The organism is Rhizobium viscosum (assembly GCF_014873945.1).
In the GTDB taxonomy this organism is placed as follows: domain Bacteria; phylum Pseudomonadota; class Alphaproteobacteria; order Rhizobiales; family Rhizobiaceae; genus Rhizobium; species Rhizobium viscosum.
Genome location: NZ_JADBEC010000001.1, coordinates 198941 through 222424 on the forward strand (window position 1 = coordinate 198941; position 23484 = coordinate 222424).

The 23484-nt window shown below is 58.9% G+C and carries 26 protein-coding genes and 2 tRNA genes; 16 read left to right on the forward strand and 12 right to left on the reverse strand.

Going from position 1 to position 23484, the window contains the following annotated elements; genetic code table 11:
* Positions 1-198: 198 nt before the first annotated feature.
* From H4W29_RS01005 to H4W29_RS01025, 5 genes are all read right to left on the reverse strand, one after another.
* Positions 199-3042, reverse strand: coding sequence for a valine--tRNA ligase (locus H4W29_RS01005; RefSeq protein WP_192727295.1), 2844 nt, complete (start codon positions 3040-3042; stop codon positions 199-201).
* Positions 3043-3161: 119 nt separating this feature from the next.
* A complete protein-coding gene (locus H4W29_RS01010; RefSeq protein ID WP_192727296.1) occupies positions 3162-4058 on the reverse strand; it encodes a DUF2497 domain-containing protein in 897 nt (298 codons plus the stop codon).
* 231 nt (positions 4059-4289) lie between these two features.
* Positions 4290-4955: a protein-L-isoaspartate O-methyltransferase family protein gene (locus H4W29_RS01015; RefSeq protein WP_192727297.1), complete on the reverse strand. Its 666-nt coding sequence runs from the start codon at positions 4953-4955 to the stop codon at positions 4290-4292.
* 493 nt (positions 4956-5448) lie between these two features.
* Positions 5449-5823, reverse strand: coding sequence for a hypothetical protein (locus H4W29_RS01020; protein ID WP_192727298.1), 375 nt, complete (start codon positions 5821-5823; stop codon positions 5449-5451).
* A tRNA-Cys gene (locus H4W29_RS01025) sits at positions 5790-5863 on the reverse strand. Before H4W29_RS01025 ends, H4W29_RS01020 begins: the two co-directional genes overlap by 34 nt.
* Positions 5864-6324: 461 nt before the next feature.
* Between H4W29_RS01025 and H4W29_RS01030 the strand changes: the two genes are divergently transcribed.
* Positions 6325-6714, forward strand: coding sequence for a KTSC domain-containing protein (locus tag H4W29_RS01030; protein WP_192727299.1), 390 nt, complete (start codon positions 6325-6327; stop codon positions 6712-6714).
* A 99-nt stretch (positions 6715-6813) separates the two neighbouring features.
* Here H4W29_RS01030 and H4W29_RS01035 read toward each other — a convergent pair whose 3' ends face one another.
* The gene (locus H4W29_RS01035) at positions 6814-7107 is read right to left on the reverse strand and encodes a hypothetical protein (RefSeq protein ID WP_192727300.1); all 294 of its coding nucleotides are present in this window, start codon (positions 7105-7107) and stop codon (positions 6814-6816) included.
* A gap of 118 nt (positions 7108-7225) precedes the next feature.
* On the opposite strand from H4W29_RS01035, the gene H4W29_RS01040 reads away from it, so the two are divergent.
* The 7 genes from H4W29_RS01040 to H4W29_RS01070 all read left to right on the forward strand — a co-directional run bounded on the left by H4W29_RS01040 (position 7226) and on the right by H4W29_RS01070 (position 11509).
* A tRNA-Asn gene (locus H4W29_RS01040) sits at positions 7226-7300 on the forward strand.
* 558 nt (positions 7301-7858) lie between these two features.
* On the forward strand, positions 7859-8086 hold the full coding sequence (locus tag H4W29_RS01045) for a hypothetical protein (protein WP_192727301.1): 228 nt from the start codon (positions 7859-7861) through the stop codon (positions 8084-8086).
* A gap of 143 nt (positions 8087-8229) precedes the next feature.
* Positions 8230-8496, forward strand: coding sequence for a hypothetical protein (locus H4W29_RS01050; RefSeq protein ID WP_192727302.1), 267 nt, complete (start codon positions 8230-8232; stop codon positions 8494-8496).
* An 89-nt stretch (positions 8497-8585) separates the two neighbouring features.
* The gene (locus tag H4W29_RS01055; protein WP_192727303.1) at positions 8586-9473 is read left to right on the forward strand and encodes a helix-turn-helix domain-containing protein; all 888 of its coding nucleotides are present in this window, start codon (positions 8586-8588) and stop codon (positions 9471-9473) included.
* A gap of 171 nt (positions 9474-9644) precedes the next feature.
* A complete protein-coding gene (locus tag H4W29_RS01060) occupies positions 9645-10046 on the forward strand; it encodes a GlcG/HbpS family heme-binding protein (RefSeq protein WP_192727304.1) in 402 nt (133 codons plus the stop codon).
* A gap of 40 nt (positions 10047-10086) precedes the next feature.
* Positions 10087-10890: an SDR family oxidoreductase gene (locus H4W29_RS01065; protein ID WP_192727305.1), complete on the forward strand. Its 804-nt coding sequence runs from the start codon at positions 10087-10089 to the stop codon at positions 10888-10890.
* Between the two features lie 70 nt (positions 10891-10960).
* Complete coding sequence (locus H4W29_RS01070; RefSeq protein ID WP_192727306.1) at positions 10961-11509, forward strand: nuclear transport factor 2 family protein; 549 nt, start codon at positions 10961-10963, stop codon at positions 11507-11509.
* 189 nt (positions 11510-11698) lie between these two features.
* Here the strand turns inward: H4W29_RS01070 and H4W29_RS01075 are convergent, their stop codons facing one another.
* Complete coding sequence (locus tag H4W29_RS01075) at positions 11699-12358, reverse strand: peroxiredoxin (protein ID WP_007815641.1); 660 nt, start codon at positions 12356-12358, stop codon at positions 11699-11701.
* Between the two features lie 277 nt (positions 12359-12635).
* On the opposite strand from H4W29_RS01075, the gene H4W29_RS01080 reads away from it, so the two are divergent.
* On the forward strand, positions 12636-13433 hold the full coding sequence (locus tag H4W29_RS01080; RefSeq protein ID WP_192727307.1) for a creatininase family protein: 798 nt from the start codon (positions 12636-12638) through the stop codon (positions 13431-13433).
* On the opposite strand, the gene H4W29_RS01085 is transcribed toward H4W29_RS01080, so the two are convergent.
* Positions 13434-14384: a LysR family transcriptional regulator gene (locus tag H4W29_RS01085; protein ID WP_192727308.1), complete on the reverse strand. Its 951-nt coding sequence runs from the start codon at positions 14382-14384 to the stop codon at positions 13434-13436. It lies immediately after the preceding gene.
* A 184-nt stretch (positions 14385-14568) separates the two neighbouring features.
* Between H4W29_RS01085 and H4W29_RS01090 the strand changes: the two genes are divergently transcribed.
* The 6 genes from H4W29_RS01090 (at position 14569) to H4W29_RS01115 (ending at position 20633) form a co-directional block, all read left to right on the forward strand.
* Complete coding sequence (locus H4W29_RS01090; protein ID WP_192727309.1) at positions 14569-15585, forward strand: ABC transporter substrate-binding protein; 1017 nt, start codon at positions 14569-14571, stop codon at positions 15583-15585.
* 67 nt (positions 15586-15652) lie between these two features.
* Positions 15653-16477: an ABC transporter ATP-binding protein gene (locus H4W29_RS01095; RefSeq protein ID WP_192727310.1), complete on the forward strand. Its 825-nt coding sequence runs from the start codon at positions 15653-15655 to the stop codon at positions 16475-16477.
* Positions 16477-17331 (forward strand): ABC transporter permease, encoded by an 855-nt coding sequence (locus tag H4W29_RS01100; RefSeq protein ID WP_192727311.1) that lies wholly within the window; start codon positions 16477-16479, stop codon positions 17329-17331. The genes H4W29_RS01095 and H4W29_RS01100 overlap by 1 nt, the downstream gene beginning before the upstream one ends.
* Positions 17331-18644, forward strand: a complete 1314-nt coding sequence (locus tag H4W29_RS01105; RefSeq protein WP_192727312.1) for a cytosine deaminase — start codon at positions 17331-17333, stop codon at positions 18642-18644. The genes H4W29_RS01100 and H4W29_RS01105 overlap by 1 nt, the downstream gene beginning before the upstream one ends.
* A 1-nt stretch (position 18645) precedes the next feature.
* Positions 18646-20055, forward strand: a complete 1410-nt coding sequence (locus H4W29_RS01110) for an FAD-binding oxidoreductase (RefSeq protein ID WP_192727313.1) — start codon at positions 18646-18648, stop codon at positions 20053-20055.
* Entirely contained in the window at positions 20052-20633 is a 582-nt protein-coding gene (locus H4W29_RS01115; RefSeq protein ID WP_192727314.1) for an NAD(P)H-dependent oxidoreductase, read from the forward strand. The genes H4W29_RS01110 and H4W29_RS01115 overlap by 4 nt, the downstream gene beginning before the upstream one ends.
* A gap of 124 nt (positions 20634-20757) precedes the next feature.
* On the opposite strand, the gene H4W29_RS01120 is transcribed toward H4W29_RS01115, so the two are convergent.
* From H4W29_RS01120 to H4W29_RS01135, 4 genes are all read right to left on the reverse strand, one after another.
* The gene (locus H4W29_RS01120) at positions 20758-21147 is read right to left on the reverse strand and encodes a RidA family protein (RefSeq protein ID WP_192727315.1); all 390 of its coding nucleotides are present in this window, start codon (positions 21145-21147) and stop codon (positions 20758-20760) included.
* Between the two features lie 75 nt (positions 21148-21222).
* The gene (locus tag H4W29_RS01125) at positions 21223-21786 is read right to left on the reverse strand and encodes a methylated-DNA--[protein]-cysteine S-methyltransferase (RefSeq protein WP_192727316.1); all 564 of its coding nucleotides are present in this window, start codon (positions 21784-21786) and stop codon (positions 21223-21225) included.
* Between the two features lie 88 nt (positions 21787-21874).
* Positions 21875-22462 (reverse strand): RBBP9/YdeN family alpha/beta hydrolase, encoded by a 588-nt coding sequence (locus H4W29_RS01130; protein ID WP_192727317.1) that lies wholly within the window; start codon positions 22460-22462, stop codon positions 21875-21877.
* Between the two features lie 142 nt (positions 22463-22604).
* Positions 22605-22886, reverse strand: coding sequence for a hypothetical protein (locus tag H4W29_RS01135; protein WP_192727318.1), 282 nt, complete (start codon positions 22884-22886; stop codon positions 22605-22607).
* A 199-nt stretch (positions 22887-23085) separates the two neighbouring features.
* Here H4W29_RS01135 and H4W29_RS01140 point away from each other — a divergent pair, with 199 nt between their 5' ends.
* Positions 23086-23409 (forward strand): hypothetical protein, encoded by a 324-nt coding sequence (locus tag H4W29_RS01140; RefSeq protein ID WP_192727319.1) that lies wholly within the window; start codon positions 23086-23088, stop codon positions 23407-23409.
* The last annotated feature ends 75 nt before the right edge of the window (positions 23410-23484 follow it).

The following is a 23484-nucleotide window of genomic DNA, read 5'->3' on the forward strand; positions in this document are numbered from 1 at the left end:
TCTTTTTTCATCAACAGTAGAAGCTGTATCAAACTGACAACAGTGTCAGTTTTCGCGCACAGCATGCCCCAAATGGGTGATATCCACAGGGGTAGCGGCCCTAAAAGGGCTAATTTTATAGAATCATCATGCTTTTGAACGCAAAAGGCGCGCTCCAAGGGAACGCGCCTTCAGGAATAATATACTCGTTACCCGCGACTATCCTACTTCGCTAACTCGCGCCAGAGCAGTCCTCAGGCTTTCGATCTGGCTCGTCAGTTCGGCGTGACGCTCGCGTTCCGCCTCCACCACTTCGGGGTTGGCATTGGCAACAAACTTCTCATTCGAGAGCTTGCCATCGATGCGCGCGATCTCGCCCTCGGCCTTTGCAATCGCCTTTTCGAGGCGGCTCTTTTCCGCCGCAAGATCGATTAGGTTGCCAAGCGGCAGGCAGGCGGTCGCTTCGGCGACGATGATCTGAGCGGCACCCTTCGGTGCAGATTCCGCCAGCGAAATAGCCTCGACACGCGCCAGGCGCTTGATGGCCGCGTCATGACGGAACAGCCGTTCACGCGTCAAGCTGTTGGCGCCAACGACGACGAGCGGCGCGGTGGCCGACGGCGGCACGTTCATTTCCGAGCGCACCGAGCGGATTCCGGAAACGAGGTCGATCAGCCAGTTGATCTCATCGGCCGCAGCATTGTCGGCGTAAGAAGGCGACGGCCATTCGGTGTGGCATAGCAAGTCGTCACGTTCCTGGCCCTCACCCGCCGTATGCGCCCACAGCTCCTCGGTCATGAAGGGCATGAAGGGATGCAGCAGCTTGTAGATCTCTTCGAGAACATAAGCGCTGCAGGCTTGAGCTTCGGCCTTCGCGCCTTCGTCTTCACCGCTAAAGACCGGCTTCAAAAGTTCGAGATACCAATCGCAGAACTGGTTCCAGACGAACCGGTAGAGTGCCCCGGCGGCATCGTTGAAGCGGTAGGCTTCAAGCGCTTCCGTTACGTCACGTTCCGCGCGGGCAAGCTCCGTCAGGATCCAGCGGTTGATGGTGAGTTCAGCCGCTTCCGGCACGAAATGAGGATCGCTCTTGACGCCGTTCATTTCGGCAAAGCGCGTGGCGTTCCAGAGCTTGGTGCCGAAATTGCGGTAGCCGGCGATGCGAGCCGGGTCGAGCTTCACGTCACGGCCCTGTGCAGCCATGATCGCCAGCGTGAAACGCAGCGCGTCTGCACCATATTCGTCGATCAGTTCGAGCGGGTCGATGACGTTGCCCTTCGACTTCGACATCTTCTGACCGTTCTTGTCGCGCACCAGGGCGTGAATATAGACGGTATGGAACGGCTCGACCGGGTTATCGTCCTCGTCCTTCATGAAATGAAGGCCCATCTGCATCATGCGAACAACCCAGAACGGGATGATATCGAAACCGGTGACAAGAACACTGGTCGGATAATATCGCTCCAGCTCGGGCGTCTTGTCCGGCCAGCCAAGCGTCGAGAACGGCCAGAGGGCCGAGGAGAACCAGGTGTCGAGCACGTCTTCGTCACGGACCAGAATCTCGCCCGGCCTGAAGTTCTCGAGCAGGTCCTCGACATAGGCCTTCATCGGTCCTTCATGCGACAGGTAGTGCTGGATGGCAGCCTGCAGCGCCTCCTCTTCAGTCTTCTCGACGAAAACCTGACCATCCGGGCCATACCAGGCCGGAATCTGGTGCCCCCACCACAACTGACGGGAGATGCACCACGGCTGGATATTGTCCATCCATTGGAAATAGGTGTTTTCCCAGTTCTTCGGGACGAACTTTGTTCGGCCTTCGCGAACGGAGGCAATGGCAGGCTTGGCAAGGGTCTTGTTGTCAACCCACCATTGCTCGGTCAGACGCGGCTCGATCGGCACGCCACCCCGATCCCCATGCGGAACCATATGCTTATGCGGCTCGATCTTGTCGAGCAGGCCGGCTTCCTCGAAAATCTCGACAATGATCTTTCGTGCAACGAAACGATCCTGGCCTTCCAGCCGGTCCCATGCGCCATGCAAGGCGGCCGGGTGATCGAGACCTTCCAGGAAATCCTCATTGTCCTTGATCGTAATCGTGGCGTCGACATTCATGATGTTGATGACACGCAGCCCGGTGCGCCTGCCGACATCGAAATCGTTGAAGTCATGCGCCGGTGTAACCTTGACCGCGCCGCTGCCGGCGGTCGGATCGGCGTAGCTGTCGGCAACGATCGGAATGCGTCGGCCAACGATCGGCAGGATGACGTGCTTGCCGATGATCGACTTGTAACGCTCGTCCTTGGGATTAACCGCAACGCCGGTATCGCCAAGCATCGTCTCCGGCCGCGTCGTTGCAACTACGAGGTAGTCGCGCGTTTCGAATTCGGTGGGCTTGCCCTCCTCATCAAAAGCGATTGGAAACTGGTAGGTGACGCCGTCTTCCAGCGGATAGCGAAGATGCCAGAGATTGCCTTTGAGCTCGATCTGCTCGACTTCCATGTCGGAAATCGCCGTCAGCAACTTCGGATCCCAATTGACGAGGCGCTTGTCCTTATAGATCAGCCCTTCCTTGTAGAGCGTGACAAAGACTTCGAGAACGGCCTGCGACAGGCCTTCGTCCATGGTGAAGCGCTCACGCGACCAATCACAGGAAGCGCCGAGACGCTTCAACTGGTTGAAGATCAGGCCGCCCGATTCGCCCTTCCACTCCCAAACCTTTTCGATGAAGGCATCGCGGCCCATCTCGCGGCGGCCGGGAAGCTGCTGTTCCATCAGCTTGCGCTCGACAACCATCTGCGTGGCGATGCCGGCATGGTCCATGCCGGGCTGCCAGAGCACATCCTTGCCGCGCATACGCTCGAACCGCACCAAGACATCCTGCAGCGTGTTGTTCAGCGCGTGGCCCATGTGCAGCGAGCCGGTGACATTCGGCGGCGGGATGACGATGGTGAAGCTCTCGGCGCCTGGCTTGGCATTGGCGCCGGCGCGGAAGGCATCGGCCTCATCCCATTTCGCGGCGATTTTCGGTTCGACTGCGGCGGAATCGTAGGTCTTTTCGAGCATTTTCTGACCAATTCGAGGTTCGAGGATGGGCGTTTTGTAAATAGGATGGCCACGGCCAAGTCAATAAAAAAGCCGCCCCGGGGACCGGAGCGGCTCTTGTCTGGAAAAAGCGTTTCCGATCAGCGGCGCGGGCCGCGCGCCACACGTTCGATCTCTTCGCGCACGAGGCGTTCGACGAGCGTCGGCAGATTGTCGTCTAGCCATTCGCGCAGCATCGGCCGCAGCATGTCTTCGGCAATCTCATCCAGCGAGCGGCGCTCGGCTGCGCCATCGATGGCAGCGGCGAGCTCTTCGAAAGAACGGCCAACCTGCAGGCCGGTTTTCTGGGACAGAAGTGACGGCTGAACGTCTTCCGCTACACGCAAAGGTGTAACTTCGGCGGGCTGGAAGGCCACCGGCTCGACGCGCTGTTCGACGACGGGAAGCATGGGTGCCTCCTCGACGAGCGCGGGCTGCGGAACCTCGGGCAGGCGCTGCTCGGCAAAGACCGGCGCAGGCTCGGGCGCATAGTGGGGGACGGGGGCAACGCGGGGAGCCGGAGCCGGCTCGACCGGGCGGGGGGTGGGCGCTGCGTGCGGCGCGTCATAAGCTGACTGCGGCTCGAATTGCGGCTGCGGTTCGCGGAACACCTGGGGCATATCACGCGGCATGTCACGGAGAACCTGGCCGGCCTGAACGGCACTACGCTCGGAAGCGGCGCGGACGCGGGCTGCGACATCGGCAAGTGACATGGCGCGGGCCGGCATTTCCGGCTCAGGCGCAATACCGGCAGAATTTGCAGCGACGAAACGCGGATCGGGACGCAGCGCAGACGGCTCCGGGAACTCGACGCCGGCATAGGTATCGTCAACCGTCAGATGGATTTCGGAGTCGTTGTCCTCTTCCGCACCGTAAACGGGAGGAAGCGAGGCGGAAATCGCCTTTCCGGCGCCTGGCTCATTGCTTTCGATGATCTGGCGAATGGAGGCCAGGATCTCTTCCATGGACGGTTCACGCACTACACCTGGCTGAGCCATATCTATCCCCGTTATCCCTTAAACAACGACCGGATGGCGTGGAGCATGCACCCGAATCACTATGACCTTAGAATACCCCAAAGGGGAAAAAAATCAGCGCGAATCAAACAAATGCAGCCATGCACAGTTTTGTTACCCAAGTGTAAGCGAAGTCTGTGAAGGCTTTTAAGACAGCCGAAACAAAAACGGGCGCCCATGGCGCCCGCTCAAAAAACCGTCGGTAGAAACGCCTTAGAATACGAATTCACGAGCCTTGGCGAAACCGGGCAGCGGTTTGACCGAAGCATTGAAGAAGACGTTTTCGGAAACAGCGCCGCGCTCGCTGACGAAGACTTTCGCGCGAGCAGCATTGCCATAACCCTGCACGACAACGAGACGGCCGCCATCCTGCAACTGGCCAAGAAGCGCCGCAGGAACTTCTTCCGCCGAACCGTTGATGAAGATCAGATCATAGGGGGCGCCGGCGGCATTGCCCTTCTCAAGCGGGCCAGTTGCCACCTGCACATTTGCATAACCGGCGAGATTTGCCTTGGCTTCAGCAGCAAGGGTCTCGTCCGATTCGAGCGCCACGACGGAGCCCGCGATCAGCGACAGCAGAGCGGAGGCGTACCCCGTGCCGGCACCGACTTCGAGAACGGCATCATCCTTGGTGACGGCGGCTAGCTGCAGCAGCTTGGCGAGCGGAGACGCCTCCATGATGAAACGGCCTGGATTGCCGACGGTTGCCGGAGCAATTTCGATATCATTATCGATATAAGCCAACATCTTCGCCTTCTCCGGCACGAACGCCTCGCGCGGGACGGTGAGGAAGGCCGTCAGCACCGAATGCGAGGTAACGTCCGTGGTGCGGACCTGGTTGTCGACCATCTTTACGCGTGCTGCTTCGAAATCCATCATATCCTCTCGCCGATGAAAGCGGTTCTGTCTTCCGTCTCTTAATCTCCGGCACCGATGCTTTCAAGGCTTGCCGGAGACCCGTTTGAAGAATCCCGGAAACCCCTCCCCGCATGCAACAGCTGAAAAACGATTGCTGCAACTTCCGCGTGGAGCAAATTACGATTCCATGATATTATTCTAATCGGAGGAAATGAGGAGGAGCAGGCCATGTCTGCCATTCTGGAATATTTCACGCTGTTCGACTTTTTCATCGCCGCAGCGCTCGTCGGCATATTCTGCTGCGGGCTGCTGGACCGCGAGACGAGCTGAACAGATCGGTCTCTCCCAGTAAAAATTTCCTGGCCGCTCGCACGGCGCGCCGGAGAAATAGATTTCGACGCCCAGTCGGATCAAGTCGGCACAGTCGATTACGCCATTAACTCTATATCAACCATATTGTTGCGCCGGTCGCGGCTTTCGCTAGTTTGGCCGCATGCAAACATTCGCCATTCAATCACCAGATATCGAAGCGCTTCACTACAATCCGGAAGCGCGGCTGTTGCTTGTGAAGTTCAAAAGCGGCGCCATCTGTAATTTCACACGGATATCGGCGCAGGCGGTTCAACGACTGCTCGGCCCCGATATGCACATAGAGAACCAAACGGCAGAGGACGATGCCGGCTATCTGGCGGGCCTGCGCAGCGGCGGATTGCGGGCGCTTTATTTCCTCACCGGCATCAAGCCAGCCCAATTCGATTTCGCCCAGGTTCCCTGCATCTGGTGATGCGAGACTGACGCAACGCTGCCACGCCTCATTTATGAAGCGGATCAGATTTCTATGTGGTGGAAATTTTTTGGAGGCCTCGCCCGGAATTGAACCGGGGTACAAGGATTTGCAGTCCTCTGCGTCACCACTCCGCCACGAGGCCTCATAGGCTGTCATTCTAGCCGTGGCGAGCGTTTAGAATGATCGTAAGGAAATCGCAAGAGGGCTTTCCAAAAACATTTCCTGCAATTTCAAACTCCGGCCACATCCGGCGCCTACAGAACAAGCACCGATCCAGCCTCGACGGACGCCGCGACAGTCGTACGCACAGCTGATGATAAAAGGCCCATTCCGCTGGAAATTTGCGCTCGGTTGAACAACAATTGGGCTAACAGCTACTCAGACAGGCCTCCAGGCTATCTGAATTGCACAATAGGCATATCTCAACGAGTTTAGCTGATCACTTATATTCATCCAGAAGGCGCAATCTGCAATCGTAACAACGCCTTCACTTTCTTTATATTAGGGAAATCAAAACATCCCCTCAAGCATTAGTAACGAATTCTTAACTTGACTTTCAGAATCGTCATTCCATGCTCCCCTATGGGAGAGACAGGAGCAGAGATGAATTGGGTGCCGTTGAATTCCAAACAGATCCGCGCCGTATCCTACGATCCAGGAACCCAGGTTCTTCATGCCAAATTCGCCGGTCGTCGCCCAGTCCGGCATGTCGGGGTGCCGCCGCATATCTATGACAATCTCGTCGAAACCAGCGATCCCGAATTTTATTACAAATATTATCTCGAGCCTTCGCGTGTTCAGACCGGCTGGTGGCGAAAAGCCAACCTCAGCTCCCATGCGGTGAAGCTGCTGATAATTCTCGTCGGTGCACTTGTGATCACGGCGACGGCGCTTGAGGAAAATGGCGAACTGCCAATCCACCTCTCGGAGATCACAGAGGCGGGCACGACCTCTCCAGCCTCTGGCCAAAGGCCCGCCGTCTCTCCGCAGTAAAGGAGCTCACCACCACGCAACCCGCAGTGTACCGATCTGCCGGCAGGCAGTTCAATCAGCCCGTCGTCGACATGGCCGCTTATGGCTTCCTTGGCGACTTCACGCAGGGCGCTTTCGGCGATGCCACCAGACCGCGACGCGTCGCCGGCATCTGCGTGCTATCGGCAGGTCGTGGGATAAGACGAGGAAGCCGAGCGGCAGCATCCAGAACCCGAGGACAGGCAAAAAACCCAGAATGCCACCGAAAATGAGCAGCGCTCCGGTCGTCATGCGTGCGATGCGCGAGCGCGGCATCGGCACCCGCAGCGAGCCGAGAACCAGCTTGCCATCCCTATGATCGATACCGAAACGCTTTTCTCCGGCCTTTTTCGGCCCATTTTGCCTGCTAGTCATCCACAAGAGATGGGCGCAGGCCCCGCGAATACAAGCTGATTTCATTTTTTTGAAAAAACTGCTTGGCAAATCGGGAAAGCATTTGTATTACCCCGCTCACGCCGCGGCCAAGCGGTGATCCCTGGTAGCTCAGCGGTAGAGCATTCGACTGTTAATCGACAGGTCGCCGGTTCGAATCCGGCCCGGGGAGCCATATTTGAAGAAAAGCGCCTGTTTTCGTTGAGACTTCCGAAGCAGGCGCTTTTCTTCCTCATTTCCCCCCCGCTTTTGAAAACGCGTTTTCTGCGGTTCGACTCATGTGGATAACCGTACTTCCGAAAAGGTTTGCCCGCCGGCTGGTGAGGCCGACGGGCACGCTTGTGGCGGCATGGTAAAAAGATCTTCCCACCGGCCATGTGGCAACAGGAACCGACGGGCAGAGCAGCGGACCGCCATCGGCTGGAGAGATCGACGACCGCGCTAAGGCGCAACGGTCGTCGTCCGCGGCGTGTAAAAACGCGCCGCTCGCCTGCCGGCAGGATGGAAACCTATAGGCAATTCGAGGCGTCTCCGCTGATCTCCTGCACAAACACGCGCAGCGGCTTACAGCGGGCGCCAATGACCTGAACATAATATTCGTCCTCGGCCGTCCTCGAGAGGGACGTCATCTTCCTGTCAGACGGCGAAATGACATCACCTGCCCTCAGCTAAGGCGGAACTATCAAGTCCGAATCTGGTTTAACTCAGACACTTGTCGCTAGCGGAGGCTACGATGTGGTCTATCTTGATCGGTGCCGCTCTTATAATTGGCGGGTTACTTTTTTTCTTTTTATCGGCGCTTCGTCGACGAGCGAGTGATCCGCATCAAATGCCCCAGGGCGGCAGCACGCTGGAACCACGGCACCAAGGCATCAGGTTCCTCGGAATATCCCAAAACTGGCAGGCCATTGCCATTATCGCGGTCGGCGCACTTCTCTTGGCTTTTGGTGCCTATTCTTGACGCTCACGATACTTTGACCGCTCCATTTCGTTTCAATAGCCCACCGATCCGCGCAGGCCATCCCGCCTATCCATCACATTGAGGAAGATCAGGATGCTTTCGGCATTCGTGCCGGCGGCGATCCGTGTGGCAATTGGTGGCCAATGACCGACATCCTCGACAATCTCCGAACTCCCCAGCAAATCGCCGAACGCAGCACGGCAGCCACCGGCGTCCACATCACGGCGCGAACGGTTGGGGAGAAAGCCAGGCGCTTTGGCATAGCCAAGAAGATAGGCCGATCAATGCTGGCCTCCGGAGACAACATTCCGTTGCTGTTGAAGGAAGAAACCAAGGCCGATAGCCTCTTTGCATCGGCCGACGGTAGCGGTGCGTACTTGCACTCGCCTGAATTTTCGTCAAAATCCTGATCGCAATGCGCGGGCTCCCTATATCAGCGTGACCCGATTTTCATTCATAAATCAAAATAGAAGACCGATCTTCACGACGAGGATGCGATATGGATTTCGACGCATCGCAAGGGGACAGAAAATATCCGACCAGCAAGCAGGTGGGCGGGCTTGTTGAATGTTCAGGGCTGCAGGTCGAACTCCGGCGCTTCGATCCGGGCTGGCAGGTCGATCTTACACTCGAATGCACGGAAATAGCAGTCCTGTTGTCGGGTCAGTCGAAGATCAGGTGGACCGGCGACGGTCACCGGCGGGAGGCAATCGCCCGCCCCGGCGTCGCATGGGTATGTCCTGCCGGTGTCAATGAAAGCGCCGTAGAGATCGTCGGCAGCATGCCCGAGTCCCTTCACATCTTCCTGCCGCCATCGCTCGTCGGTGAGCACGCGCTGTCGAATTTCGACATAGACCCGACCAAGGTGCAGCTCGCCTATGCGGGCGGTGTCCCTGATCCAGTGGTCTTGCAGATCGGTGAGCTCTTTCGTGGCGTGCTGAATCGAAAGCTGGAAGCGACGGACCGGCTGTTTCTCGACGGGATTCAGCTGGCCCTCGCGGCGCATTTGCTCGGCACCTATTCGTCCACCCGCTGGCGTCCGCCGACGCGGACACCCGCCATCGATCCGAAAAGGCTAAGGCGCGTCCTAGATTTCATCGAGGCCCGCATCGCGGCGGAGATCTCGCTCGAAGACCTTGCCGCCGAGGCTTGCCTCAGCCCCTTTCATTTTTCCCGCACGTTTCGTGCGGCCACCGGTTTCGCACCACATCGATACGTCACCCTGCGACGGATCGAGGCGGCCAAGGAGAAGCTGCGGCTAGCGCAGTCCTCGCTGGTGGAGATTGCCATCGATACAGGCTTCGGCTCGCAGGCCAATTTCACTCGTGTCTTCCGTAAGATGACCGGCTTGACGCCTGGCCAGTACCGCGCACTCTTCACCTCCTAAATAGCAATATCCGCCGTCCTGACGCGTTCGCCCGCCCTTTGTGCGCCAGTCCGAGCGCAAGATCTGCAAATACTGCAGCAAGAGATGGAAATACCGCAAAGCGCCTTCCGGCCTACACCTGTCTCATCGAACGGGGAGCATTAATCCCCGAACGAAACGGGAGACAGGGAAATGATTACCACTGACGAAGCCCGCAGGGTCATCGCCGCCGGTGAGGCGCGGGCAAGAGAAATCGGCGTTCCAGCCAATATCGCGGTCCTCGACGCAGGCGCCCATATGAAGGCGTTTGTCCGCATGGACGGAGCCCTGCTGGGCTCCATCGACATCGCCGTTAACAAGGCCCGGACGGCGGCACTGTTTTCCATGCGCACCGAAGCAATCGGCGAATTCTGCAGACCCGGCGGCACCTCGTTCGGCCTGGAGCAGACCAATGGCGGCCTCGTCGTCTTCGCCGGCGGCATTCCCCTCACCGATGGAAGCAACATCGTGATCGGTGCGGTCGGAGTATCGGGAGGCGCCGTCGCCCAGGACCTCGAAATTGCCCAGGCTGCAGCGGCCGCCCTCGCCGCTTGAAATGCTTTTTCAACCCCAAGCACATCGAAAGGACGTTATTATGACCAAGACCATTCTCATCACTGGCGCAGGGTCCGGTTTCGGCAAAGCCGCCGGCATCGGCATGGCCAAGAACGGCCATACCATCATCGCCACCACGCAGGTTTCGTCGCAGGTCACGCCGCTGCGCGAAGAAGCGGCCGCTCTCGGCCTGAAGAACTTTCGCGTCGAGCGCCTCGACCTCACCGACCCCTATGACATCAAACAGGCGCAGGGCTGGGATTTCGACGTGCTGTGGAACAATGCAGGCATGGGCGAGGCCGGCCCAGTCTGGGAAATTCCGGTCGAACTCGTCCGCAAGAACTATGAAGTCAATGTCTTCTTGCCGCTGGTACTGACCCAGGGTGTCGTCCAGAAATGGGTGCGCCAAGGCAAGAAGGGCAAAGTGGTCTTCACCTCCTCGATGGGCGGCCTGTTCACTCCTGCCAACTGGGGCACCTACGTCTCCACCAAACACGCTCTGGAATCAATCGCCGAAGCGCTGCAGCAGGAGCTTGGTTCTTACGGCATCAAGATCCAGACGATCAATCCGGGCGCCTACTACACCGGCTATAACGAGACCATGGCCGATAATCCGTTCCGCTGGCTCGATGACAGCAAGAACTTCACCAAGCGGGCAGACCTGCGCAACGGCTTCAACGACTTCTTCGCCACCCCTGAAGGCAAGATGGACCCGCAGGAAATGATCGACCGGATGATCGAGGTCGTCCCCGCCGACACAGGCAAGTTTCGCAACGTGGTTCCGAAGGTCATCGAAGACATGCTGAAGGAGCACCAGCTCAAGGCCTGGGAAAACCAGATCTGATCGGCGCAGAGCCTCGCAGGCGACGCCCGATCAGCGGGTGTCGCACCACCATCAATCTTTGGAGGAAGCCATGTCCATCACCGCAAGCGCAACCGTCCACAGCCCGGGATCTCTCGCCCGCCGCATCTTCAACGCTGCCCTCGGCATTGCCGCTGCTATCCTGGCCTTGGGAGGGCTGGAAGCGCGCGCAGCACCACAGGCGCAGACCGAAACCGAACGCCGCAACAAGGCAACCGTGGAGGCCGGCTTTGACGCCTGGGCGACCGGCACGGGCAGCCCTTATGACCTGCTCGCCGACGACGTCCGCTGGACGATCGAGGGCTACTCGCTGGCATCGAAGACCTATCCGAGCCGCGAGGCGTTTCTGCGGGAGGTGATCCGCCCGTTCAATGCCCGGATGAAGGCACCGCTGAAGCCCGTGATCCGCAACGTCTATGCCGACGGCGACACCGTGATCGTCTTTTTCGATGCCCGCGGCATCGCCCGCGACGGGAAACCCTACGTCAACACCTATGCCTGGTTCCTCGACATGCGCGACGACCGGATCGTCCGCGCTTCGGCCTTCTTCGATTCGGTCGCGTTCAACGACTTCTGGACCCGTGTAACGCCGTCCGAATAGGCCGGGCCGACCTGCGTTCCAAAGCGGCGCCGCAGCGGGCAATCCTACTTCGACATTCGCGGCAACCATTCTCGTTCGCGGCAAGCGAGAATGCGTCTCTGCTCGAGGCCTGCGCCACCGAAAAAATAAAGACGCCCCGGATGCCGGGGCGTCTTTTGATCCAATCACAGTAGCAGCGCAGTGGCTAACTCACGCAGACGGCTGCTTCGTCTTTCTGAGATAGGGCAGAACCGTATCGAAAGAGCCGAAGCGGGCGATGGCGTCTTCGTTGGAGACCGCGGCAGTGATGATGACGTCGTCGCCCTGGTTCCAGTTGGCCGGCGTTGCAACCTGGTGCTTGGCGGTCAGCTGGATAGAATCGATGGCGCGCAGGATCTCGTTGAAATTGCGGCCCGTCGTCATCGGGTAGGTGAGGATCAGCTTGATCTTCTTGTCCGGGCCAATAACGAAGACCGAGCGCACAGTGGCGTTGTCGGCGGGCGTGCGGCCTTCGGAGCTCTCGCCGGCACCGGCGGGCAGCATGTCGTAGAGCTTGGCGACCTTGAGGTCCTTGTCGCCGATCAGCGGATATTCGACATCGAAGCCGGTCGCCGTCTTGATGTCGTTCTTCCACTTGCCGTGGCTTTCAACCGGATCGACTGAGATGCCGATGATTTTGACGCCGCGCTTCTTAAACTCACCTTCGAGGCCAGCCATGGTGCCGAGCTCAGTCGTGCAGACCGGCGTGAAGTTCTTCGGATGCGAGAAGAGGACGGCCCAGCCATTGCCGATCCAGTCATGGAACTGAACAGGGCCCTGGGTTGTGTCGGCGGTGAAATCGGGAGCAATATCGTTGATACGTAGGCTCATGGTCGGCCCTCCAATTGCGGATCGTTAAATCTGAGCACTCACAGGCAGTTCTGCGTGCAGATGACTATCTACAGACCTGCGCCGAGCGCGGTCAAACCAAAGCCTTCCCCGAAAGGGGCAACGGCGGAATATTTATTTCCGCGTGCAGGCGTGGCGGGAGGTAGGCTTAGCGACATCCTGCGCGCAAAAAGGCAGCGGCGCGCGCGCAAATCGATGCTTTTCGCATGCCGCGTTATTCCCTACTCACTATCGAAGAATGACAAAGAGGGAAGCGGCGATGGCGACACCATTCTACTGGAATGAACTGAACACCTATGATTTTGCCGCTCTCTCTGCCGACACGACCATCGCCATCCTGCCGATCGCTTCGACAGAGCAACACGGTCCGCATCTGCCCATAGCAACCGATGTAGCGATTGCCAACGGTATGCTGGCGGAACTGCGCCGGCAACGGCCAGAGGACCTCGATATCCTCGTCCTGCCGACCCAGGAAATCGGCAAGGCCAATGAGCACGTCTACGGTCCAGGCACGCTTTCCCTCGGCGCCGAGCTGCTGATCCCCGTCTGGACTGCGATTGGCGCGAAGGTGGCGGAAGCCGGGCTGCGCAAGCTCGTCATCGTCAATTCTCATGGCGGCAATGTCGATATCATGAGTATCGTCGCCCGCGAGTTGCGTGTGCGCTATCAGATGGCCGTCGTTTCCACACAATGGGGCCGGTTCGGCAATCCTGACGGCATGATCAGCGAGCACGAGACGCGGTACGGCATTCATGGCGGCGAGGTAGAAACCTCGCTGATGCTGCATTTCCGGCCGGAACTGGTGCGGATGGAGAAGGCTGAGAATTTCACATCGAAGGCTGAATGGATGCGGGAACAATCGCAGTATATCCAGCCGCTGCCGCCGCATTCGCTCGCCTGGATCGCGCACGATCTCAATCCGAACGGCGTTGTCGGCGACGCCTCGAAAGGCACGGCCGAAAAGGGTGAAGCGATCTGCCGCCATCAGGTGAAGGGCTTTGTTGAGCTTCTCCATGACTTGAAGCGCTATCCACTCTCCAACCTTTATTCGCAGTAATCAGGCGACGACAGGCCGCTCCAACGGTATGTGCCCCTTGGCCTGCAGTTCCTGAACAAGGCCGGCAAGCTCGGCCAGCAAATATTCAACGAAGAGGCTGGTCGCGGAATCGAGCGGCGCGCGGGCGCGGGCGAAGAGCTTCATCGGCTGATGGCGGCTGTGCGGCTCGGCAATCGGGCGGAATACCAGTTCGCCCTGGCGGCATTCGGTGATGACATCGAGCGGGTTCAGCATGGAGAGCCCCGCCCCGCATTTGACCAGTTTCTTCAGCATTTCCGAGGCGTTGGTCTCCAGAACCGGCTCGATAGGGACATCGAGCCTCGCCATTGCGAGGTTGATGACCTCACGCAGGCTGGTACCCTGCTGCGCAAGCACCAGCCGCTCCTGTACGACATCGGCCAGGCTGATCGGTCCGGGTCCGATCAGCGGATGGCCTGGCGGCAGGATAACGCCGATCGGGATATCGAAATTGCCGAGCGTGCGGATGCCGGGTGTTGCCGGAATGTTGAAGCCGAGGCCGATATCCACCTCACCCGACAGCACCGGATTGACCGTCATCGTACCGGCATCGTTGCGCAGGTGGATGAAAACGCGCGGATGCTCCGACTGAAAGCGAGCGATGATTTCCGGCAACGGCCCTGCCGCGAGACCGACCGTCGTTACCAGCCGCACCTTGCCGGCCTGCTGCATTTTCAGGCTTCTGATGCGCCCTTCCAGCCGCTCGTAGTTCTTTAGAACCTCGCGAATATGCTCGATGCAGAGTTCGCCCGCGGCCGTCAGACGGAGGCCGCGCGGCAGGCGTTCGAAGAGCGGTGCGCCCATCTCCTCTTCGAGTGCCAATATCTGCCGGTTGATCGCCGAAGAGGCGACGTTGAGGCGTGCTGCTGCCTTCCGGATCGAGCCCGTCCTGGCGATCTCGTTGATGTAGAGAAGCTTTCTGGAGTGCAGCATCGCGGACCTCGTTGCATCGTTTTTAAGCACAGCGCCCAAATTAGGCACAGACATCTAGTGAGATGCCAAAAAGGCATCACTGCGCACGAATTTTGCTGCTTTTCAAAGAGCGAAGCAATCGCTCAAATGAAGAAAATCGGGGGCCGAAAACGAGCTTCCAAGGCACCAGAAGGGGAACGCCACCATGTCCAACATATTGAAAACATCCGTATTTTCTGCAGTTCTTGGGCTTGGCGGCATGCTTGCCGCCAGCGTGCCCGGCTATGCGCTCGACAAGGTTAGCTATGGCACCAACTGGCTCGCACAGGCCGAGCACGGCGGCTTCTATCAAGCGGTCGCCGACGGAACCTATGCAAAATATGGCCTTGACGTTTCCATCGTACAGGGCGGGCCGAATGCCGCCAACAACGCGCTGCTGATCTCAGGCAAGATCGACTTCTATATGGGCGGGCCGCAGGGCGAAATCTCCGCCGTCGAACAGGGTATTCCACTCGTCGATGTCGCTGCGATCTTTCAGAAAGACCCGCAGATCCTGATCGCTCATCCCGACGTCGGCGTCGACAAGTTCGGGGATCTCGCGAAACTGAAGACCCTGTTCCTCAGCAAGGATGGCTACCTCACCTATTTCGAGTGGATGAAGGCAAATTTTCCGGGGTTCAAGGATGAGCAGTACAAGCCCTACAATTTCAATCCAGGCCCCTTCCTCGCCGACAAGCAATCCGCCCAGCAGGGTTACCTGACCTCGGAGCCCTACGAGATCCAGAAGCAGACCGGCTGGGAGCCGAAGGTCTTTCTTCTCGCCGATAATGGCTATTCACCCTATTCGACGATGATCACCACGACCCAGCAGATGGTTGAGACCAAACCTGACGTCGTGCAGCGCTTCGTCGATGCCTCGATCGAGGGATGGTACAGCTATCTCTACGGCGACAACAGCAAGGCCAATGCGCTGATCAAGAAGGACAATCCGGAAATCACCGATGGCCAGATCGCTTATTCGATCGGCAAGATGAAGGAATACGGCATCATCGAATCCGGTGAGGGGCTGGAAAAGGGCATCGGCTGCATCACCGACGCTCACTACAAGAAGTTCTTCGACGAAATGGTGGCGATCAAGGTCTTCAAGCCTGAGACCGACTACACCAAGGCCTTTACGACGAAATTCGTCTGCAAGAGCGTCGGTGTATCGCTGAAGAAATAAGCCTCCCAAGGCAAGGTCCGTCGCCATCCGGCGGCGGGCCGTTTCCCTTCGATAAAAGAGCGAGACAATGTCCCTAGCCGAAACCAAGGCGGCGCCTTCGAAGGAAATACGCAAGCGGCCGTTGGTCGTCATGCAGTCCGTCTCGAAGGTCTTTTCCAGCGGCACGATCGCGCTTTCAGGCATGTCGCTGACGGTCGAGAGTGGCGAATTCATCAGCCTTCTCGGCCCTTCCGGCTGCGGTAAATCCACGGCCTTGCGCATCATCGCCGGTCTTGGCGACGCCACGTCGGGCAAGATCGACTGGCCAAGTTCGCGCATCAATTCGAAGGGCCTGCCGGAGGGCGATATCGGCTTCGTCTTCCAGGAGCCGACGCTGATGCCGTGGAAGACCGTGTTCGGCAATGTCTACCTGCCACTGAAACTGCGCGGCGTTTCCAAGGCGGAAGCAAGTGCCCGGATCATGGAGGTGCTTGCAACCGTCGGCCTTGAGGAATTTGCCGATGCCTATCCGCGTGAGCTCTCGGGCGGCATGAAAATGCGCGTTTCGATCGCCCGCGCGCTGGTGACCAACCCGAAGCTCTTGTTGATGGACGAGCCTTTCGCAGCGCTCGACGAGATCACCCGACAGAAGCTCAATGACGACGTTCTGCGGCTATGGAAGGCAACGGGCATTACGGTGATCTTCGTGACGCACTCCGTCTTTGAATCTGCCTATCTCTCCAACCGCATCGTGGTGATGAAGGCGCGGCCGGGCCGTGTCCACGCGGACTTTCCGCTGACGACCAGCCTGGAGCGGGATTCGCATTACCGAACCTCGGAAGAATACCGGCAGGCCTGCGAAACGGCGTCACGCTCGCTGATCGAGGCCATTGGTGGGGCGGAGGAACACTGATGAGCGTCGATAGCATCGAACCGACCGAGGTCGCGCCCCTGCCCCTTCCCAATCCCGTCAATGCCAGCAGGCGCGATCTGGCGCTACGCATTGTCGTGCCCTTCCTGGTCATCGGCGTGCTCATCGTCATCTGGGAGCTTTATGTGGTGCTCTCGGGCGTTCCGCCTTACATCCTGCCTGGCCCCGGCGCAGTCGCTTCTGCCTTCATCAACGACTGGGGCACACTTGCCCCTGCCCTCTGGGTCACGACTCAGATCACGTTCATCTCACTGATACTGGCGCTGATTGGCGGCGTCGGCTTTGCGATCTTCCTGGTGCAATCGCGCTGGATCGAAATCGCCTTCTATCCACTCGCGGTCATCCTGCAGGTGACCCCAATCGTAGCGATCTCGCCGCTGATCCTGATCTATGCGCCGTCAACGCAGGTGGCGCTTTTGATCTGTGCCTTCCTCGTCGCCTTCTTCCCGATCCTGTCGAACATGGTCCAGGGCCTGAAGAGCGTCGATCACAACCTGATCAATCTCTTCGAACTTTACGGCGCCTCGCGCTGGCAGACGCTGATCTATCTGAAGATCCCGGCAGCCCAGCCATATTTCATGACGGGGCTTCGCATCGGCGGCGGACTTGCACTGATTGCCGCCGTGGTTGCCGAATTCGCCGCAGGCTCCGCAGGTGCAGGCTCCGGCCTCGCCTTCCGCCTGCTGGAATCGCAATATCGCATGAACATTCCCCGCCTTTTTGCGGCGCTCTTCATGCTCTCCATGCTCGGCGTCGCGATCTTCGCCATTACCTCCTTCATTTCATGGCTCAGCCTGCATCGCTGGCATGAGAGCAGCCTGAAGCGGGAAAATTGATGACCTATTCCTTCATGTCTCCCCCGAATGCGAGCCGCTTCGTGCTGGCCAATGCGACACTTCCTGCCGTCGCCATCAGCGGCTTTGCTGCTGCCTCCAATGAAGGCCTCGTCAAGGCGGATATCGTGATTGCCGACGGCTTCATCGCGGCAATCCTGCCTTCCGGAACAGCACCGGCCGAATTCGCCAAGTCCGATATGAAAGAGGGCATGGTCTGGCCGTGCTTTGCCGATATCCATACGCATCTGGACAAGGGCCATATCTGGCCGCGCAAACCCAATCCCGATGGGACTTTCATGGGTGCGCTGGAGGCGGTTGGCCGGGACCGTGAGGCAAACTGGTCGGCCGCAGATGTGCGCAAGCGCATGGAATTTTCACTTCGCTCGGCCTATGCGCATGGCACCGGGCTGATCCGCACGCATCTGGATTCGTTGGCACCCCAGCACCGTATTTCCTTCGAGGTCTTTGCCGAGATCCAGGAGGAATGGAAAGACAAGATCGCCTTGCAGGCAGTCGCTCTCTTCCCGCTGGACAATATGGTCGACGAGGCATTTTTCGCTGATCTCGTTGCTGTCGTAAAGGACAAGGGTGGGCTGCTTGGCGGTGTCACCAGGATAGGACCAACGCTCGACTGGCAACTCGATACGCTTTTGCGGGCAGCGGCGGAGAATGGTCTCGATGTCGATCTGCATGTCGATGAGACGGACGACCCTGGCGCAGAAACACTGAAGGCGATCGCTGAAGCCGTTCTGCGCAACCGGTTCGAAGGCAAGGTGACAGCAGGCCATTGCTGCTCGCTCGCTCGGCAGGACGACGATACGGCGCAGCGGACAGTGGAACTTGTTCAAAAAGCAGGGGTTTCGGTCATCTCGCTGCCGATGTGCAATATGTACCTGCAGGATCGTTATCCCAGCCGCACGCCACGCTGGCGCGGTGTCACGCTGTTCAAGGAACTGGCGGCTGCCGGCGTCGAGACGGCTGTCTCCTCCGACAATACGCGCGACCCCTTCTACGCCTATGGCGATCTCGATCCGGTGGAAGTGTTTCGCGAGGCCGTTCGCATCCTGCATCTCGACCATCCGCTCGACACTGCGGCGCGAGTCGTCACGACCTCGCCGGCCAGGATTGCCGGCAAGCCGCAGATGGGCCGTATTGCCGTCGGCAGCCCTGCTGATCTCGTGCTCTTCAGCGCCCGGCGCTGGAGCGAATTCCTTTCCCGTCCGCAGTCTGACCGCGTCGTGCTTCGTCGCGGCAAGGTGATCGACCGCAGCCTGCCGGATTACCGTGAACTCGATAGCGTCGTTGGAGGCTGACATGGCCGATTATCAGAAGATCAAAAAAGAACTCGAAGGTATCGCGATCGAGGACAATCCGGCGCTCGTTCGCCAGAAGAGCCGGGATTTCTACTGGTATTCACCGATCCTGAAAGCGCAGCTCGACAATGTGACCGCCGATATCGTCGTCACGCCGAAGAACGAGGCCGAAGTCATCCAGACGCTGAAGGTCGCCTTCGCTCATGGCGTGCCCGTCACACCGCGTGGTGCAGGCACGGGCAATTACGGCCAGGCCATGCCGCTTTCCGGCGGGATCGTGCTTAACCTTGCGGCCATGGACAAGATCAAGGAGATCCATCCGGGCCGCGTCATCTGCGAACCCGGCATCGTAATTGCCCAGCTTGACAAGCAGACCAACGCGCATTCCGGCCAGGAATTGCGTTTTCATCCTTCGACGGCGCAGACGGCGACGGTCGGCGGTTTCATTGCCGGCGGTTCCGGCGGTGTGGGCTCGATCACCTGGGGCGGGTTGCGCGACCTCGGCAATATCCTGCGCCTGCGTGTCGTGACCATGGAAGCGGAGCCGCGGGTACTCGACCTTACCGGCTGGGATCTGCAGAAGGTCAGCCATGCCTACGGCACCAACGGCATCATCACCGAAATCGAAATGCCGCTCGCGCCGGCCTATGACTGGGTGGATGTTCTCGTCGGTTATGACACCTTCATGGACGCGGTGCGTTTCTCCGACGCGCTGGCGAAATGCAACGGCATTCTCGTCAAGGAAATCGCGCCGATCGCCGCGCCGATCCCGCATGACTATTTCACCCGTCACAAGCCCTATATCCGTCAGGGCCAGTCGGTCGTCGTGCTGATGATCGCTCCGCATTCCATGGATGCTTTCCTGGCCTTCACGGCAGCGCAGAAGGGCGAGATCATGTTCCGCTCCGACAAGGTCGAGAGCATGCGCGGCATCCCGCATGCCTACGAGCTTGCCTGGAACCATACGACGCTGCGGGCGCTTAAGGTCGATCCGAATTTCACCTATCTTCAGGTGCAGTATCCGGGGCCGGATCATGTCGCCAAGGTGCAGAAGATGGTGGAGATTTTCGGGGACGAGGTGCCTGGCCATCTCGAATTCATCAAGTTCGACGGACAGATCCAGTGCTCGGGCCTGCCGCTGGTGCGCTACACGACAGAGGAGCGGCTGGAAGAGATCATCAAGATCCATCAGGATCATGGCTGCCCGATCTTCAACCCGCACCGCTATACGCTGGAAGAAGGCGGCATGAAGCGCACCGACAAGGTGCAGCTTGCCTTCAAGCATGAGACGGATCCGAAAGGGCTGCTCAACCCCGGCAAGATGATCGCCTGGGAGAATCCCAATTTCGATTTCAATGCCGGCAAGAACTACCTCTTCCCGGGCCTTGCCGCCGTCATGGAGGCTTCATGAGGGTTCTTGTCCTCCACTCGCACCCGGTCGAGGAAAGCTACGGCAAGGCGCTCTACAGACAGACCCTGGAGAGCCTCGCCAAGGCCGGGCACGAGGTGGATGCGTGCGATCTCTACGCGGAGAATTTCGACCCCATCCTGTCGAAACATGACCGGCTCGTCTATCACGATTATCCCGACAATACGTCACTGGTGAAACCCTATGTCGAGAGGCTGAAGCAGGCCGAGGCGCTCGTCATCTGCACGCCGGTCTGGAACTTCGGTTTCCCGGCGATCCTCAAGGGCTATTTCGACCGGGTCTGGCTCCCCGGTGTTTCCTTCGAACTTGTCGAAGGCAAGGTTCAATCCCGCCTGCGCCATATCAGGAAGCTCGGTGCGGTGCTTACCTACGGCGCGACACCTTTCCGCGCTTTCGTCGCCGGCAATCCCCCCAAGAAGATCGTGAAGCGTGTTTTGCGGGCGCAGATCAATCCGCTCAAGCCGGTCACCTTTCTCGCTCATTACGACATGAACAATTGCACCCCGGAGACGCGGGCAGAGTTTCTCGCCAAGGTGAAGAGCGCGATGGAGCGCTTCTAAAGTCGCGCAAAAATGTGCAGCGGATCTGAAAGATTGCGATACCCTTTAGCAAGCGGCTTGCATGCGTGCTGCGCACGCTGGTGAGCTGCGCGGTCGTGATCGCTGCGGAGCTTGCGATCGAACTTTAGAAAACCTTCGCGGCCGTTACTTCCACCTCGACCAGGAATTCCGGCCGGGTAAAGCCGTTGATGATGATGAGCGTCGAGACAGGTTTCGGGTCGAGCGTGAAGCGGTCGCGCACTGCCATATAGGCCGGGAAATCTTCCCGCTTCGTGACGAAGCCGGAAATGCGGATGACATCGGCAAAGCTCATCTCGGCTTCGGCAAGGATCACCTTGATCGCCTCGAAGCAGAGTTCGGCCTGGGCCGCCACATCCTGAGGGACCTTTTCATCGAGACCGATTCCAAGCTGGCCGGACGTGACCAGCAGGGATGCGCCGGGCGGTACGAGCAGGCCGTGATTGTAATTTCCGAAGGGACGGCGGACAGATGGCGGGTTGAAAATCTTCTTCATGAAAAACCTCGCTACAGACAGAGATTTATAGCGAGGTTTTTCAGCAGATTCCAAGCACTTGCTTGCAGTGTGCCCTCAAAAATCGAGGGATTGCTGGGCAGGCGCGGGCGGGCCGACATGCACGCCTTCCAGCTCCAGCATACGAAGCTTGGAGGTCGAACCGCCGGGTGCCGAAAAACCGCCGATCTTGCCGCCCGCGGCAAGTACACGATGGCAGGGAATGATGAGCGCGACAGGGTTCTTGGCCATGGCCTGACCGACGTCGCGCGCTGCCTCCGGCCCTGCACCAAGCTCCTTCGCCAGCGTGCCGTAGGTCGTCGTGCGGCCCCAACTGACACGGCGCGCGGCAGCATAGATATCGCAGAAGAATGCGTCCTGGCCGTCAAGGTCAACGGCGACGCTGGAGAAATCGACTTCCTCACCTTCGAAATAGTGCTTCACCGCAGCAACGGCGTCCAGAATCTGCGGCGTCGGCTTGCCCGGTTCGGCGGTCGGCAAACGGCGCAGCAACAAGCGTTCTGTCGACTCGGCGCTCTTCGTCGGCAACTGGAATCGCGTCACGCCGGCATCGCTCCAGGCAATGCCGCAGAAGCCACCCGCGGTTTCGAAGATCAGGTATTGATGCATTTTCTGAGCCATGATGAAGCCCTCGCGTTCCGTCTGATATCAGAATCGTACCGCGGAAGCGTAAGTTCAACCCGTTTCTTGCGCATGCGCCGATAAAGCGTCATGCCGATGCAGCAGCCGCATTGAGTTTGGATACCTCCGGTCTCTTTGCCTTCGCCTTGTCTTTTACAGCATCGAACAGCGTGTAGCCGCCGGTCCAACGGCCGAAACCACTGGCAATGTTGATATGGCCTGCGAGGCCTATGTTGCGGACCTCGGTTTTCCAGAGGCGGGTGTAGAAGCTCAAACGGTCGAGCGACATGTATTTGTCGTCGAGGCTGCCGACGGTGAGGCTCGGAAAGGCGAGCGGTTTTGTCGGCATGGGGCCGAAAGCGAGCGAACCGGGATGCAGCCTTTCCGTGGCCGGCAAATCGCACGGGGCGACCAGAAGCGCTCCCTTTACCCGGCGGGCCACTGGCCGGTCGGCGAGCCGCGCCGTCAGAATGCAGCCGAGGCTATGGGCAACGATATAGGCTTCTCCCGCCTCCAGCAATGCTTGTTCCAGCCGTTCCATCCAGCGGTCCAGACGAGCGTGGTTCCAGTCGTCCTGACCGACCATCCGGCTCTGCGACACGTCATCAAGCCAATAGTGCTGCCAATGCCCCTCGTCGGAACCGAAGAGACCCGGCACGATCAGGATTTTTGTCATTGCTATCTCCTGGCGCATGCGCAGCAAACTGGTGCGACACATCTCGGCCAGAATTATCCATAAAATTTATGGACTAAAGAAATGAAGCTCCAAAACCAGTGAGAAAGCTGGAAAATCCATCGCTGGGATAGGAGGTTGCCGCTCAACGAAAAGTCAGCAGGTCGCAGGATATTCTGAGGCCGATGGTGTCGTTGCAGGCCGTTCCATCGCCTGCAGCCATTTCTTGCCCGGCGAAAAGCTGGATGCTTTCGACGCGGACAGGGCCAGCCGACCAGAGCGACGGACGGTTGACATCAATGGCGGAAGCCCGCTGCTCCGTTGCTTTTACAACGGTGGAGGCGAGCGCCATGCCGCCCACGGTCAATGTGAGAGCAAGCGCCATCTGAAGGCAAAGATCGCCTGCCTCGCGCGGTGAAATGAACATGGCGGCCTCATGCCATAAACAGGGGTTTCGCTGCGCAGGTAGGGCAAGGGAGAGCGAAGGCAAAGCGGGTTTCGCGGTTAAGGTTTACGCGTAACCATGGCAATCAATTCAACCGCCCCGCTTAAATTTCGGAACAAGCAATCGCCTCGGGGGTTAGGAGAATGTCACCAAAGATGAAAATCCAAGGAGGATAGCTCCCATGCACAGATCCCTTATCGCCGCCTCGCTGCTTGCCATCGGCATGGCTTCGTCGGCATTTGCCCAGTCCAACCCTGACACCATCGGCCCGACAAATGGCGGCTCCACAGACCCGGGCTCGGGCAACTATTCGTCAGACTATACGAATGACGACAACGGTATTCATCCGGTTCCCGCAAGCCCGCTAGACCCGACCACGACGCAGAGTATCGGCGGTCAGGCAATCGAATGCCCGGGAATGCCGCAGCAGAACACGGGCATCGATACACGCGGCGGTGAAAGCGGCGCTTCGATCAGCGACGCATGCCGTGAATACGACAACTAATCGGGCAAGGACCCGTTCGTTGAAAAAGGCCGGCTGATGAAACTGCTGATCCGATTGCCTCGTACTTCCGTAACA